This is a genomic window from Capnocytophaga ochracea DSM 7271, from assembly GCF_000023285.1.
Classification (GTDB): Bacteria; Bacteroidota; Bacteroidia; order Flavobacteriales; family Flavobacteriaceae; genus Capnocytophaga; species Capnocytophaga ochracea.
In genome coordinates this window covers 889,551-904,083 of sequence record NC_013162.1, presented here as the reverse complement: position 1 = coordinate 904,083, position 14,533 = coordinate 889,551, and the positions used below count along the sequence as shown (strand labels likewise).

At 40.3% G+C, this 14,533-nt stretch carries 18 protein-coding genes; 4 read left to right on the top strand and 14 right to left on the bottom strand.

What is annotated here, in order from left to right; translation table 11 throughout:
• Positions 1 to 46: 46 nt before the first annotated feature.
• Complete coding sequence (locus COCH_RS03810; RefSeq protein WP_015782005.1) at positions 47 to 1,555, bottom strand: GH3 auxin-responsive promoter family protein; 1,509 nt, start codon at positions 1,553 to 1,555, stop codon at positions 47 to 49.
• 1,082 nt (positions 1,556 to 2,637) lie between these two features.
• Between COCH_RS03810 and dut the strand changes: the two genes are divergently transcribed.
• The 4 genes from dut to COCH_RS03785 all read left to right on the top strand — a co-directional run bounded on the left by dut (position 2,638) and on the right by COCH_RS03785 (position 5,852).
• Positions 2,638 to 3,075 (top strand): dUTP diphosphatase, encoded by a 438-nt coding sequence (gene dut / locus COCH_RS03800; RefSeq protein ID WP_002674355.1) that lies wholly within the window; start codon positions 2,638 to 2,640, stop codon positions 3,073 to 3,075.
• A 30-nt stretch (positions 3,076 to 3,105) separates the two neighbouring features.
• Positions 3,106 to 3,882 (top strand): DUF4292 domain-containing protein, encoded by a 777-nt coding sequence (locus COCH_RS03795; protein ID WP_015782004.1) that lies wholly within the window; start codon positions 3,106 to 3,108, stop codon positions 3,880 to 3,882.
• 96 nt (positions 3,883 to 3,978) lie between these two features.
• Complete coding sequence (locus tag COCH_RS03790) at positions 3,979 to 5,247, top strand: murein hydrolase activator EnvC family protein (protein WP_009409901.1); 1,269 nt, start codon at positions 3,979 to 3,981, stop codon at positions 5,245 to 5,247.
• A 245-nt stretch (positions 5,248 to 5,492) separates the two neighbouring features.
• Positions 5,493 to 5,852, top strand: a complete 360-nt coding sequence (locus COCH_RS03785; RefSeq protein ID WP_143713211.1) for a hypothetical protein — start codon at positions 5,493 to 5,495, stop codon at positions 5,850 to 5,852.
• A gap of 72 nt (positions 5,853 to 5,924) precedes the next feature.
• Here the strand turns inward: COCH_RS03785 and COCH_RS03780 are convergent, their stop codons facing one another.
• The 13 genes from COCH_RS03780 to COCH_RS03715 form a co-directional block, all read right to left on the bottom strand.
• Positions 5,925 to 6,521, bottom strand: coding sequence for a ribonuclease HII (locus COCH_RS03780; protein WP_015782002.1), 597 nt, complete (start codon positions 6,519 to 6,521; stop codon positions 5,925 to 5,927).
• Between the two features lie 418 nt (positions 6,522 to 6,939).
• A complete protein-coding gene (locus COCH_RS03775; RefSeq protein WP_015782001.1) occupies positions 6,940 to 7,374 on the bottom strand; it encodes a hypothetical protein in 435 nt (144 codons plus the stop codon).
• A 270-nt stretch (positions 7,375 to 7,644) separates the two neighbouring features.
• Entirely contained in the window at positions 7,645 to 8,844 is a 1,200-nt protein-coding gene (locus tag COCH_RS03770; RefSeq protein WP_015782000.1) for a beta-ketoacyl-[acyl-carrier-protein] synthase family protein, read from the bottom strand.
• Positions 8,845 to 8,846: 2 nt separating this feature from the next.
• The gene (locus COCH_RS03765) at positions 8,847 to 9,104 is read right to left on the bottom strand and encodes a phosphopantetheine-binding protein (RefSeq protein ID WP_002674344.1); all 258 of its coding nucleotides are present in this window, start codon (positions 9,102 to 9,104) and stop codon (positions 8,847 to 8,849) included.
• Positions 9,105 to 9,187: 83 nt separating this feature from the next.
• Positions 9,188 to 9,418, bottom strand: coding sequence for a hypothetical protein (locus COCH_RS03760; RefSeq protein WP_015781999.1), 231 nt, complete (start codon positions 9,416 to 9,418; stop codon positions 9,188 to 9,190).
• A gap of 122 nt (positions 9,419 to 9,540) precedes the next feature.
• Positions 9,541 to 10,083, bottom strand: coding sequence for a hypothetical protein (locus tag COCH_RS03755; RefSeq protein ID WP_009417120.1), 543 nt, complete (start codon positions 10,081 to 10,083; stop codon positions 9,541 to 9,543).
• Between the two features lie 3 nt (positions 10,084 to 10,086).
• Positions 10,087 to 10,344, bottom strand: a complete 258-nt coding sequence (locus tag COCH_RS03750) for a PIN domain-containing protein (RefSeq protein ID WP_009422439.1) — start codon at positions 10,342 to 10,344, stop codon at positions 10,087 to 10,089.
• A gap of 80 nt (positions 10,345 to 10,424) precedes the next feature.
• Positions 10,425 to 10,628 (bottom strand): 3-phosphoshikimate 1-carboxyvinyltransferase, encoded by a 204-nt coding sequence (locus tag COCH_RS03745; protein ID WP_223375700.1) that lies wholly within the window; start codon positions 10,626 to 10,628, stop codon positions 10,425 to 10,427.
• 88 nt (positions 10,629 to 10,716) lie between these two features.
• On the bottom strand, positions 10,717 to 11,826 hold the full coding sequence (locus COCH_RS03740; protein WP_015781997.1) for a beta-ketoacyl synthase N-terminal-like domain-containing protein: 1,110 nt from the start codon (positions 11,824 to 11,826) through the stop codon (positions 10,717 to 10,719).
• Between the two features lie 787 nt (positions 11,827 to 12,613).
• Positions 12,614 to 13,528, bottom strand: a complete 915-nt coding sequence (locus COCH_RS03730) for a ribonuclease Z (RefSeq protein WP_015781996.1) — start codon at positions 13,526 to 13,528, stop codon at positions 12,614 to 12,616.
• A complete protein-coding gene (locus tag COCH_RS03725) occupies positions 13,519 to 13,836 on the bottom strand; it encodes a hypothetical protein (protein WP_015781995.1) in 318 nt (105 codons plus the stop codon). Before COCH_RS03725 ends, COCH_RS03730 begins: the two co-directional genes overlap by 10 nt.
• A 10-nt stretch (positions 13,837 to 13,846) precedes the next feature.
• Entirely contained in the window at positions 13,847 to 14,080 is a 234-nt protein-coding gene (locus COCH_RS03720; RefSeq protein WP_009417114.1) for an XRE family transcriptional regulator, read from the bottom strand.
• A 4-nt stretch (positions 14,081 to 14,084) separates the two neighbouring features.
• Positions 14,085 to 14,381: a type II toxin-antitoxin system HigB family toxin gene (locus COCH_RS03715; RefSeq protein WP_015781994.1), complete on the bottom strand. Its 297-nt coding sequence runs from the start codon at positions 14,379 to 14,381 to the stop codon at positions 14,085 to 14,087.
• Positions 14,382 to 14,533 lie beyond the last annotated feature (152 nt).

The window sequence follows — 14,533 nt, the reverse complement described above, 5'->3', positions numbered from 1 at the left end:
ATAAGAAAGGCTACCCAATAGAGTAGCCTTTCTACTTTTAATTTCATTATAAATTTAATAACTCCTCCACGTACTCCCTACTGTTCGAGAGTCGAGGTACTTTGTTTTGCCCGCCAAGCTTATCCTTGTGTTTGAGCCAGTCGTGAAAAAGCCCCGTGCGAGCCTTGTGCACTTTGGGCATATTCAGCGTCATATTGTTGTAGCGTTTAGCTTCGTAATCCGAGTTGAGTTTTTGCAGTTCGCGGTCTAATATCTCGGTAAATTGCTCCAAACTCTCAGGAGGGGCATCAAACTCTATTACCCATTCGTGCCCGCCTTTCAGCTTGTCTTGCATAAATATAGGCGCTACCGTGTAGTCTATCAAGTGACTATTAGTCTGCTCACAAGCCTTTTCTAACGCGCGTTCCGCATTCTCTACGATGAGCTCTTCTCCAAATACATTAATAAAGTGCTTGGTACGACCCGTAATCTTAATCCGATAAGGCACTACCGAAGTAAACCTTACCGTATCTCCTATCATATAGCGCCACAAACCGGCATTGGTAGTAATCACCATCGCATAGTTCTTCCCTATTTCCACCTCACTCAGCGGAATTGCCTTTTGTCCCGCAGTACCAAAAGTCTCCATCGGTATAAACTCATAGAAAATCCCGTAGTCGAGCATTAGCAACATCTCGTCCGAATTGTTGCGGTCTTGAATTGCAAAGAACCCTTCGGAAGCGTTGTATATTTCGTAATAACGAAAACTATCCGAAGGAATAATATGCCTATACTGTTCGCGATACGGTATAAAGCTCACCCCCCCGTGAAAGTATACTTCTAAGTTTGGCCACAACTCCAAAAGATGTTCCTTTTGGGTTTCTTCTAAAATCCGATTTAAAAGCACTAACATCCAGGAAGGAACCCCCGCAATACTAGTCACATTCTCTGTTTTCGCCTCTTTGATAATCGCTTGTAACTTACTCTCCCATTCACTCATCAGCGATACTTTGTTGCTGGGGGTACAACTCCATTCTGCCCAAAAAGGCAGGTTTTCAATCAAAATCGCCGATAAATCCCCAAAATAAGTACCGTTTTGTTCATACAGTTGCTTGCTCCCCCCCAGTCGCAAACTCTTGCCTTTAAACAGATTCGAATCCTCATTGTTATTTAGGTATAAGCACAGCATATCCTTCCCCGATTTGTAATGACACAGTTGCAGTGCCTCCTCACTTACCGGAATAAACTTACTCTTAGCGTTAGTAGTCCCACTGCTCTTGGCAAACCATTTTATCGGCGTATGCCAAAACACATTCCGCTCCCCTCGTCTTGCCCTTTCTACGTAAGGCTCAAAGGCTTCATAAGAAACTAATGGTGTATTTCTACTGAATTGCTCATAGTTTTTCACCTCAGCAAAGTTATATAGTTTGCCGAGTTCAGTGTCTTTGGCAGCATCGAGAAGCTCCAAAAGCACACGTTCTTGCACCTTATGTGGGTGCTCTACGAACTCTTGTATTTGGTCAATACGGCGTTTTAAAAACCACGAAGTAATAGAATTGAATAAAGCTAATGGCATATCCTGTATAACAAATTACAAGTGACAAAAGTAATAATTATTTCTGAACTAACAAGAACCTACTATTACAATTAAGTTACAAAAGTAACTTTTCTCCGCCGGTTTGTTGTCTTTCTGCAAGTTAAACATCTTATTCTTTTCAATAATCAGCAAGCAACCCTCCCCTAAGCGCTATCTTCCCCCGATAACAAAAAGTCCATTCTATAAATATCCCCTTCCTCTATCCGCCCCATTAAGCAACTTCTCCCGTCCCTAATTCCGCTTTTGAAAGGTTGTCCACGATAGCCAAGTAAGTGAATAGGGAGATGTTATTCCCTTATTGCTTATTCCCTAAGCCCCCACACTTCCCCATTTTCTCATTTTCAAATTTGCTAATTCTCTAATTTCTCTTCCCCTTTTCCGCCACCACACTCCCCCTATTACCTCCGTCATTCATCATTCGTCCCCCGTCACTACACCCCCCCTCCTTGGGAGAGGGACGGGGTGAGGATTCCCTTTTCTTTCGCCTCGAAACCCTGTTTTTAACATTTTTTACACTGTTGTATCATATTATGAATCAACTCTTTATATACCCTTTCTATACCAATCGTCCAAGATTCGTATAAGCTTCCTATAAGCTCTCTATAAGCTACCCCCACCCTTCTTACACCCTTTTTTCATCAAAAATCCTACTTCTCCTCTTCCGAACTTTTCCGTTTCCTTCCGAAAGCTCCTAATGGTTCCAACACATCGCTTTTTCATCTCAAACTTTGGCAAAGTTTTAAACTTTGCCAAAGTTGATGTTCTAAAAAGTTACCTCACAAGGCGCAGCCTTGATTTTGTTTAAATTTTGTTTGATTTCTGAGGCACAGCCTCATTCCTCTAACTCAACCTCACACCCCATTTTCTCATTTTCTAATTTCCTAATTCTCTAATTTTTAACCCTTATCCTGCTACGACTTGCTAATTTGCTAATTACGTTGTATCTTTGCACCCAATAATAAAAGAAAACATCAAGAATAAATACACCGCAAGAATTGTGGCGCAACAAGTAATTAGTAATAAACACCGCAAACTTTGCCAAAGTTGAAACCCACTAAAAAATGACAGTAAAAATAAAAAACCTATCAAATAACGAGCTCCCTTCATATCAAACCGAAGGAGCCGCAGGCGTAGACCTAAGAGCTAATTTGCCTAACAGCAACATCACCTTACAACCCTTAGAGCGCACCCTGGTGCCTACCGGCTTATTCTTAGAAATACCCGAAGGTTATGAAGCACAAGTGCGTCCGCGTAGCGGTATGGCAATCAAGCACGGCATTACAGTAATCAATAGCCCAGGTACTATCGATTGTGATTATCGTGGCGAGGTGAAAGTACCTATCGTAAACCTATCCAATGAACCCTTTACCATTGCCCACAGCGACCGTATTGCCCAAATGGTATTTGCCAAGTATGAGAAAGCCACTTTTGAAACTGTAACCGAGCTTTCACAAACTGAAAGAGGTGCCGGAGGCTTCGGAAGCACCGGAGGTAATTAAGCAAATAGTCTCATTGAGAAATAATATATTATGAAAAAAATCATCTTAATCCTTACAGTCTTGCTATTGGTGAGCTGTAAAACCAAACAAGCAGTGGCAACCCCCGCTGGTAGAACAAGCGTTGATAAACAAGCCAAAGAAATTATCAACCGCCACCTAAAATCGTTTCCTGCTTTTAAAACACTTAGCGCTAACCTGCAAGTAACTTATAAAGACGGTAAGAATGAACAGAGTTTACCTCTATCTTTCCGTATGGAGAAAGACAAAACAATATGGATATCCGCTCCTTTGGGAGTAGCCAAAGCACTCATCACCCCCGAAAAAGCCGAATATTATAACCGTTTAGACAGTTCTTTTTTCAGCGGTGATTTTAGTTATATCAGCAAACTGTTAGGCATTGATGTAGGTTTTAACGAATTACAGAACCTATTATTAGGCAATGCGCTTTACAGTCTCAACTTTAAAAGCGAAGGTTTTATCAAGCTCCTCCCTGAGGACAACAACCGCTATAATATTGAAGTCACCGGCGAGTCGCCCGTAGAAGTGATTTACCGTTTCCTACCTGATAATTACCGTGTGGAGGTTACCGAAGTAAATCATTTGGGAGCAAACCAAAAGGCAATAGCAACTTACAGCTATCAGCAAGTGGGGGAACTCTTATTACCTCTCTCCATTAAGATAGTTGCCAGCGAGGGAGAGAATAGCACCCAAATCACTTTAGAGTTCAAAGGATTGGATTTAGATAAAAAACTGTCCTTCCCCTTTAAAATCCCATCGGGAATGAAAGAAATAACAATAAACAAGTAACAAATGTGTCACAAACTTTGCCAAAGTTCTTGCCTGTGCGGCTCGCACCTTTGGCAAAGTTAAAAATACGTTAAACTGTCCGTCGTGCTACGACCTATGAATATACTAAAAATTACACTGCTTTTGCTTTGCTTTCCGCTACTCCTTACAGCGCAAACTAAGCAAAAAGAATTAGAACAACGCAAGAAGGCACTGCTCGAACAAATCAAGCAGATGTCCGCTTTACGCCAACAACAAAGTCAGCAACACAAAACTACCATTCAGCAGATAGAAGTTGCTAATGAGAAGATATTAGCGCGCACACGCCTAATACAAATCAATCAGCAACAGGCGAATTTGCTTTCCAAAGAAATAGCTGACAACGAGGAACAACTGCGTACCCTCAAAAAAGAATTGGAATACCACAAAGGCGAATACGCTAAGATTATCAAACAGTCGTTCAAAAGTAAATCGGCACAAAACCGATTGTTATTCTTGCTCTCTTCTGAAAGTTTTTCGCAAGCCTACAAGCGATTGGCTTATATGAAACAGTATGCCAACTATCGCAAAGAGCAGGTGAGCCTCATACGAGAAAAGACTGATAAAATAAAGACAATCAACAATACTTTGGTAGCCCAACGCAATACTAAAAACCAAGTATTGGAAGAACAACGCCAAGAGCAAGCTACTTTGGAGACTGAGAAAAAGGAATTGGAAGTGTTGGCTACCAATATCCGTGCTGCAGAGCGCAACTATGAAGCACAGATACGCGAAAAACAAAAACAAGCTAACGCTATCGACCGCGAAATACAGCGTCTGATTCGTTTAGCTATTATAGAGGCAAATAAACGTGAGAAAGAGCGTTTAGCTGCTTTAAACAGAGGAAAAAACGCTCCTAAAACTACTTCTTCTCCTTCCTCAGGTTCCAATACTGAAATTATTTTTGTACTTACTCCCGAATCGCGTAAAGTAGCCGATAGCTTCGAAGCCAACAAGGGTAATCTTATTTGGCCAGTGGCAAAGGGCTACAAATCGCAAGGTTTTGGGGTGTATTACGACCCTGTATATCCTGAGTTGCAACATTACAATAATGGGGTGACCATTGCTACTGAAAAAGGTTCAGAAGCCCGTTGTGTGTTTGAAGGCGAAGTATCAGCCATACAATCGATACCAGGAAGTAACAAAGTAGTGCAGGTGCGACACGGTAACTACATCACTATTTATTACAATCTCACTGATGTGTATGTAAAGAAAGGAGATAAGGTAAAAGCCAAAGAGCCTCTTGGCAAAATCTTCACCGATAGCAATGGCAAGACTGAAATGAAGTTCTTTATATATAAAAACACTACCCGCCTCAACCCCGAATTCTGGATACATAAAATGTAATAACATAACAAAATCCCTACAAAAGAAAGTAATCTTTTGTAGGGATTTTTATTTGAGTGCTATTGTTAGTTCCAGTAGTAAGTTAAATATTCAGTGTTATTTTTTTCTTCTCATGATAATTGTCCTCCTAAAAATTATTTCTTTTTATAACTTGCAATTATTTTGTATATTTGCATTGGAATTAGCTTTTATAAAAAAGGTGAAGCTAATAAAGTAGAATGTTTAACAAATTAAATTTAGGTAAAATGGGAGAAAAACATCGTATATTAAAAATTCTCAATAAAGAATATAATGACAAAAGTTATAGTGGAACCAATTATACAGAGGAAGGTAAATCTTTGAGTGAACAGGATTTACATAGAAAAACAAATATCCATCTTGATAAATTGAATCTTATTTTAAGCTCTTTAAAAAGTTATGATTATATAAAATCTACTAAACTATGTGATGGCAAAAACTTAACCTATTACTATATTACAGATAAAGGTAGAGATGCATTATTAGAAAGAAGGTTTATATGGTACTTATCTTCGTCAAATTGGGCATTTATAATATCAATCTTTTCATTAATAATAGCGTTTTTACAATTGTTTTTTCCTCGTTAAACAATAATAGACAAGTCTGCTCGGTCCGACAAGTCGGCCTTGTCCAATACCTTGCTAATATGAGTTCCTTCCCTAAAACAAACTCAACTGTTCCACGGGCAGTAACTGAAACGTTTTGCGGTGGTGCTCAGTAGCACCGTACTCGGCAATAGCTTTGCGGTGTTCGGGGGTGGGATAGCCTTTGTTTTGCTGCCAATGGTACTCAGGGAACTGCTGGGCAAGGTCTTCCATATAGGCATCGCGGTAGGTTTTCGCAAGTATCGAAGCCGCTGCGATGGTTTGTATTTTGCCGTCGCCTTTCACCACACAAGCATAAGGAATTTTCTGGTAAGGTACAAACTTATTGCCGTCTACTGCAATAAATTCGGGGGTAGGGGAGAGCTGAGCAATAGCGCGGTGCATAGCCGTGATAGAAGCGCGGAGGATATTCAGCTCGTCTATTTCGGCAGGGAGTACGTGACAAACAGCATAAGCTACCGCCTCGCTCTCAATGATAGGTCGCAAGAGGTTGCGCTGTTTTTCGGTGAGTTGTTTAGAGTCGGTGAGGAGGTCGTTTTTGAAGTCGGGGGGCAATATCACAGCGGCAGCCGTTACAGGACCCGCCAAACAGCCGCGCCCCGCCTCATCAGTGCCCGCTTCTAATGAAGAATGATAGAATAATTGTAACATAATCAGGTTTTCAGGTGTCAGGTTTCAGGTGTCAGGGGATAGGTGTTAGGTTTTGTAATCTAACGTCAGTTCGATATAACAGAATATTGATTTACAGCTTTGTAACATAATATATTCACAAAATAATTCACCGTCAGGTGAAAATTCGTGAGATAATATAAAGTAAAGAGTTTTTATACAGTCTCAATTTCGTGAAAATTCGTGAAATTCGTGGGAGATTTAAAATATTTTGCTGATTGTTAAACAATTACTTACGTCGAACTCACGTTAATCTAATAACCAGATTGTCCTCCTTTGGCAAATGGGGCTACTAACGACTATTATCTTTCAATTTTTGATTGATATTATATCTGCCTCCCTTTGTGAAAAAGCAATATAAAAACCCGATTTATTAACTAAAATCGGTTTTTTCTTAATTTTATTTTTGTGTAATGAATCTCGAGTAGTAGCTTACATCAAATATTTCATTTGTCCCTGAAATTTCGTTGTAGGTAGCTACGCTAATAACAGATAAGGCTATGATTCCTGCAAAAAACAGCACTTTTCTTTCTGAAAATATAGCACAATACACCAAATATACAACAGCAGGTACGAAAAGCAAATAAGGAAGTACTACCCTTATATTGTTGAGAAACAAAGCAGCTACCATTAAAATTAACAGAAAAGGAGTGTGCATAAGTAATAACCCCTTGCGTGTCTCTTCTTTACTTTTTCTTCTGAACAAAAAGTAAGAAACTGTCGCCGATAGAGTTGAGAATACAACCAACATATAAGGTAGGTATCCGTTGAAGATAAATCCCGCTAAAATGTAAAGCGATACGACTATCAAGTTGTTTTTAAGAGCCTGTTTCATAATATGATTTTTTAAGATTAGAGTACAAATCTATATAATAAGAATCTAACAACCAAATAATTAATAAAGTTTAACTTTTTAATAGGGTAGAAAACTAAAAACAATCACTGTGCCAAATAATTGCTTTTCTTTATTTAGTTATATTTTATTGTTTTCAGTGTGCAACTATTTTAGCATATAACCTAATAACCATTTCTTTTTTGGATTGTCCCTCTTCGGGATTGTTGGCAATTGCCGAGTAAGTGAGCCGAGGGGTCTATCCCCTAATCCCTATCCTCTATCCCCTAAAATTAAAGTAGAGCAGTTCCCTCCAAAGCCAAAGGAGTTGGAAAGAACGTGCTGTATAGGTTTGTATTTCAGTTCGATTTGCGGACGGATAGGCACTTCTTCCATTGGAGTGCTGAAGTTGAGATTAGGGAATACCACCCCGTATTGTAAGGCTAAAACGCTAAATACCGCTTCTACTGCCGAAGCTACTGCCAAAGTATGCCCCGTAAAGGCTTTGGTAGAACTAAAATCGGGGACGTGCTCACCAAAGATACGCATTAAAGCGCGACTTTCGGAGAGATCGTTGTTTACGGTAGCAGTGCCGTGCGCATTGATATAATCGATATCAGCAGGGGTTAATCCTGCTGTTTGTAGGGCTTTTTGCATTGCTAAAAACGCACCTTCACCATCGGCGGAGGAGGCTGTTTGGTGATAAGCATCATTGGCATTGCCCCATCCTTTGATTTCTGCTAGTATAGTAGCCCCGCGTTGTAGGGCATTTTCTTCGGTTTCCAATACCAAAAAAGCACCTGCTTCCCCTAAGTTTAAGCCCTTGCGATGTTGGTCGAAAGGAGTGCAATCGGTATCCGAGAGAATCATCAGGGTATTAAAGCCATTGATAGTGAATTTAGAGAGGGCATCGGCACCACCGGCAATGAGGCAATTGGCTCTGCCAGTACGAAGCAGGTTGATAGCCGTTATGATGGCATTTGCCGAAGAAGAGCAAGCAGTACTCACGCTGGTTACAACGCCTTTTATGCCTACATAATTGGCGATTTGGTGAGTTACTTCGCCTATGTTGTGAGTAGTGATATAGCGTCGCAGGGGTTCATCATCGCCATATCGGAAAAAATAGTTTTCGGTCATATCCATACCCCCCACAGTAGATGCCATAATAAGTCCGCAGTGAGAGAGGTCTTTTGGGGTAAGACCAGCATTGGCAATCGCTTCCTGCAAGGCGATAATCCCCAAGAGAGAGGTGCGTGAATAGGCGTTCACTTCGGGTAATCGCAAAGCAGTAATAAGCTCAGCGTTCGTGCGTTTGATTTCGCCTACTTTGATATGGTCACGGTGAATGGTTTCTACATTTTCAATCCTGCTGATACCTGCTTGGCGATGGGTAAGGGCATAAAAATGCTCTCCGACAGTGTTACCTATCGAAGAGTTAATACCCATTCCCGTGATGACTATTTTTTTCGGCATCGCTATTTGGTGCGGTGAGCGGTGATGTAATCAGCCATTGTTTTCACCGATTGGAAGATTTCTTTTCCTTTTTTAGGGTCGTCTAAGCGGATACCGTAATTCTTGTCGAGTAGTACAATAAGTTCGAGAGCATCAATAGAGTCGAGGGCTAAGCCAGTGCCAAAAAGAGGCTCGTTTTCATCGATATCCTCAGGGGTTACTTCTTCTAAGTTGAGTACTTCAATAATCTTGTTCTTGAGTTCTAAAATAAGTGCGTCCATTATAAATAAGTTATTAGGGGGCAAAGATAGTGAAGAATTAGCAAATGAGCAAATTTGAAAATTAGCAAATTGTGCAATGAAGGTTATAAAGCATTTGTAATTCTGTTCTCTATACTTTTAGCTAAAGAAACTATGGTTTCATCATAGTTTTGAGGTGTTTTTAAAATCTCGTTTAAATGATGCTTTATCTTCATTAATATTTCTGTTCCTATAGCACTATATCTTATACTATCGGATAATTGTGTTGCTATTTCAGTATGTCTTTTCTGCTTTAAAATGTTGATAAGATGGTCAGTCTCTTTGTATAAATCCATAAATTCTTTATAAACGTGATGAAAAATAACTGATTGTTGTTGTAATTAACTTAGCCAAAGTTAAAATTTAGGCTAAGTTTGTGATGCTACACATTTTCTAATCTGCTAATTGGCAATTTTTACTAATCTATTAAAGTTGCTATGGCTCTATAATCGCCCTCTAAGAACTCTACCCACGCCATTAGTACACTTTCGGCTTTGCCTTGCGCTAAAAGCGAGTTGCTGTATTGCTCTAAAAAGGGTTGCGCCTCCTCGTAACTATCGAATACAAAAAAACTGTTCTCGGTTTTCAGCTGGTGGCGTATGCTTATCTCGCCTAAACAGATGTTGGGTAAGGTGTAAACAAACACAGCGGGACTGGGGTAATATTCGTGTGGGTTCGCGATAGTAGCTTGATGTTTGAGGTCGGTATCAAGACTGGCAGAACGATTGGCGAATACAAGGGCAACGCTATTTTTCTCCGACTGCGAAAACGGACGCAAGAGGACTTCGGCTGCTAAAAAAGCGAGCTTGCTGAGGTTATCCATTTTGAAGAACTTGGGATAATCCATTTGCAGGGCTTTGAGGGCTTTTTTTGAGAAATCGACGAAAGAAGTACTTTTATCGGAGAAAAGCACAGAGTCGTTGAGGGTTATGGTATTATTTTCTATCGTACAAGTTTTCATATTTTAAGTGATACTATATAAGGGAGCTCCTATGAGTTCAAAATCTTTCTTATTCAAGGTATAGATACTCATATCATAATAAATAGCAGTAGCTCCTATCAATGTGTCGGCAACTTTTGAATGAGGTTTTTGGAAAACAAGTTTCATTGCGACGTTACAAATATCATCGTTGATGTTAATTACTGGAATGCTATTTATTACTGCTTTTAGCTTCATTCGCTTAGCCCTTTCGATACCCTCATAGAAAGCGGGCCATTTCATCAATGGTTATCGTTATTTCTGCACTACTATTAAGAATATAACGGCTTATTACATTCGTATCGCAAATTACCTTTTTCATTTTATCGGATAGGGTCACAAGGAGCAATTAACCCTTTTTTATAAAGGTCGGCTCCCACTTTTTGGGCTTCTTTTATAAGAGTAGTTAGGTTTTCTTCTTGATGAGCGTCTTCTTTTTCTTCTTTTATAAGAGCAAAACCTATTTTTTTATTACCTACATCTAAGGTAGTTTGCTTTTTTTTCTTTTCTAAAACATCTGTTCCCATAATATTCATAATTTTCTGCAAAGATACAAATAATTTGCCAATATACTAACGTGATTTGTAAACATTTCTTATGATATTTTAGAAATATCTAATCACTATTGACTTTTATAACTAATGCTGTGTTGCTTCCGCCAAAACCTGAGGCGGTTTTTAGGAGGTGTTTTACTTCTGTGTGTTGGGTTTGTTTTAGTACATTGATGGGCTGTGAAACGCCTAAGGTTTCATAATTTAGGCTCTTTAAGAGGATTTTATGGCGAGCAAATTCGATGGTGAGTACGGTTTCGAGCAATCCTGAAGTGCCTAAGGTATGACCGAAGTAACCTTTATAGCTGTTTAGCGGAGGTGACAAGAGTCCGGCGCGCATAAAGGCATTGCTCTCCATCTCGTCGTTATAAAGGGTGCCGGTGCCGTGAGCGTTGATGAGGTCTATCTGTTCAGGGCGTAACTTTGCCTCATCGAGGGCGTTTAGGACGCTTAAATAAAGCCCTTCGCCTGTGCGTGAAGGTCCTGAAATATGGTTGGCATCGTTGATAGAACTGCTACCCAAAAGTTGTGCTTTAGCGCCTGTTGCCTCACGGGTTACATAAGCCACTGCGGTAGCCTCGCCTAAGGTAATACCATCGCGTTGAGCATCATAAGGTCTGCAAGGTTGTGCACTCATCGCTTGAAAGGATTGAAAGCCCGAAAGCACAAATTCGCTTATCTCATCGCCTGCTAATACTATGGCACTATCGTAAGCATCGGCTTTTAGGAGTCTATCGGCTACCGAGAGTGCCATTGCTCCTGATACACAAGCGTTGGAAACGACTATGGGAGTAGTGGTTACCCCTATGGCATTAGCCATTTTTTGAGCCAAAGTTGAAAGCAGAGGAGCGCTATCGCCATTGGCAAGCGCTGAAATATTGCCTTTGGTAGAGGAAAGGATAAGAGCGGTTCGAGGGGTAATTTTGATTTTATGGAAAATAGGTGCTATTGCCAAGAGCAGAAGCTTTTCTAAGCGTGAAAAGTCATTGCGTTCTACCACCTGCTGAAATCGGCTTTCGATAGCTCCGTCGCCAATCTTAGAAAGGCAAACATCGGTGAGCTGTCCGTACATAGGATAACGGGCGATAGCTGAGCGTTCGCGCAGTAACAAACGGGCGGTTGTAGAGAGGTCGAAGCCTAAAGGGGTTACTATATTATAATGCTGGATATACATTTTTGGTGGCAGGAGCCTTAGAAACTTTTGATATAAAGTGCAAAGATACGACGTAATTAGCAAATTAGCAAGTCGTAGCACGACAGGCATAGAAAATTAGCAAATTAGCAGATTAGAAAATTAGAAAATGGGGTGTGAGGTTGAGTTAGAGGAATGAGGCTGTGCCTCAGAAATCAAACAAAATTTAAACAAAATCAAGGCTACGCCTTGTGAGGTAACTTTTTAGAACATCAACTTTGGCAAAGTTTAGAACTTTACCAAAGTTTGAGATGAAAAAGCGATGTGTTGGAACCATTAGGAGCTTTCGGAAGAAAACGGAAAAGAACGGAAGAGAGCTGAGAGAAGTTTTGGCGAAAAAAGGGTGTAAGATGGGTGGGGTTAGCTTATAGAGAGCTTATAGGAAGCTTATACGAATCTTGGACGATTGTTATAGAAAGGGTATATAAATAATTGACTTATAAAACAATACAGCGATGTAAAAAACGGTAAAAACGGGGTTTCGAGACGAAAGAAAGAGGAAGAGGCACTAGGCCTTAGGGCATAGGCACTAGGGGGAGTATGATGGAAAAGGGAAGATAATGACGAATGACGAGAGACGAATGACAAGGGGAATGTGGTAAAAATATCTTCCTTTATACATACTCCGCTTTTGCGGGGCACATACCCAGCTGTCGCTGGCTACCTTCAAAGGGGGAATTGTAGCGACGGGAAAGGGGAATATAGGGACGGTAAAAGTATCGAGGACTTTCCAAAAGAATGGGGGTGTAGTGATGTTTTCTTATGTTTGTCAATTATCGAAAATGAACTTTTTGCCATCTTCGGCTAAAAAGACGTTCTTAAAGACTTCTTGTGCTTCCTGCTTGAAGAGATTGACATCGGGATATCGAGAGGAGTAGTGCCCTAAAATGAGAGCATCGGCGTGGGCATTCTTAGCTGTGAGTCCTGCTTGGTAGGCGGTGGAGTGCATTGTTTTAACAGCAAGTTCTTCGTTTATCTCTAAAAAGGTAGATTCGTGATACACAACTCTTGCGCCTTGTATTTCGGTAGCCAAAGCTTCGAAATAAAGAGTATCGCTACAATAGGCATAGCTTTGCGGGCGGTGAGGGTCGAAGGTGAGCTCGGTATTGGCAATAGTTTTGCCGTTTTCTAATGTTATATCTTTGCCGTTTTTGATGTTCTGATAGTCGCACGTTTGTATCTCGGGATACTCAGCAATTGCGTCGATATTTAGGCGACGTTCGCCTTCTTTTTCTTGAAAGAGAAAACCATTGGTATAGACGCGGTGTTGCAACGGAATGGTACGCACGAGTACTTTGTCGTCTTCGTATAAGAGTTCGGAAGTTTTGGAAGATAGCTCGTGAAAATGCAAGGGGAAAGGGGTATAAGCGCCGCCGAGTTTGAGAATGAGCAAAACGGCTTCTTTGATGCCCTTAGGACCGTAGATGTGCATTTCGGCTTCGCGACCGAGGAGTTGGAAAGTAGAGATGAGTCCGAAGAGTCCGTAGAAATGGTCGCCGTGGAGGTGAGAGATGAAGATGTGCTTGATGCGGGAGAACTTAGCATTGGCATTGCGGAGGGCGATTTGGGTAGCCTCTCCACAATCGATGAGGAACAGATGACCGCGCATTTCGAGCAGTTGAGCCGAAGGACGGGCATTGGAGCGAGGGGTCGCACTGTGACAACCTAAGATAGTTACTTCCATAAGTCGCGTTCTATTTCGTCGAGTTCAATAAGGTCGTACGCCTCTTGGAGGGTAGGAGCGATATGCAGGGGGAGTTCAAAATCTTCGAGCGCTAAGGCACGTTGCACCACCACCACTGATTTGTGATGTTGCTGATTGTGCTGTTGGGCAAAGACGACGAGTGGTTTGAGGTCTTTCTTTAACCAGTGTTCCTCTTCGGGAAGGGTAATGATGATGTGCTGTTTTTTAAGGATTTCGTTGGTATTAAAATTGGCTACCCAAGAGGGAAGTTGCGTTTTAGTGAGGGTAATTACAGTAGTTTCTTTCATTGAGTAATATTTAGATTGTTAGATTATCATAACTTTCTTCTACTTTTTCAGATTTAGGAATAAAAGCAGTTTTGTGTATATTTCCTATAGGGTAATGTATTTCCTCATAGGCTTCAACAAGGTCAGTGAGAATCATCAACTCTATGTAATCGGGGTCATTTTCGTGAGTATCATCATTTACAACCTGCAAGAGCTCGTCGATACGTTTCATTATAGCGTTGTATTGTAGTTCATTTTTTATCATAATGTTATACTTTATTTATTTTTTCGATTTTATCATATTCTTTATGAGTGCCTATAAAACGGATATATACTATTTTGGGGACAAAAAGAATAAGAACAACCAATCTAAAGTGGTTTCCTTTGATATTGAAAACAAATCTGCCATTTCCTACAGCATCTACACTGTTAAAGTCGTTTTTAATATCTGCAAAACAAGACCATTCTGCGGAGATAGCTTTTTTATACCAGTCTTCTAAAGGGATTTTTGCCCCAGAATGCAATGTATAAAAATCAATTATAGCTTTCTTAGCGATGATTCTCATTTTAATCGGTTGTAAATTTAAGGCAAAGTTATGAATAATATTTAAAATACAAAATAATCTTTTCAAATAAATAATCTAGAAGGTCGTAGCACGTATAGGTAATAAAAAACTTTGCCAAAATTTGAAACTTTGGCAAAGTTGTATAATATGTA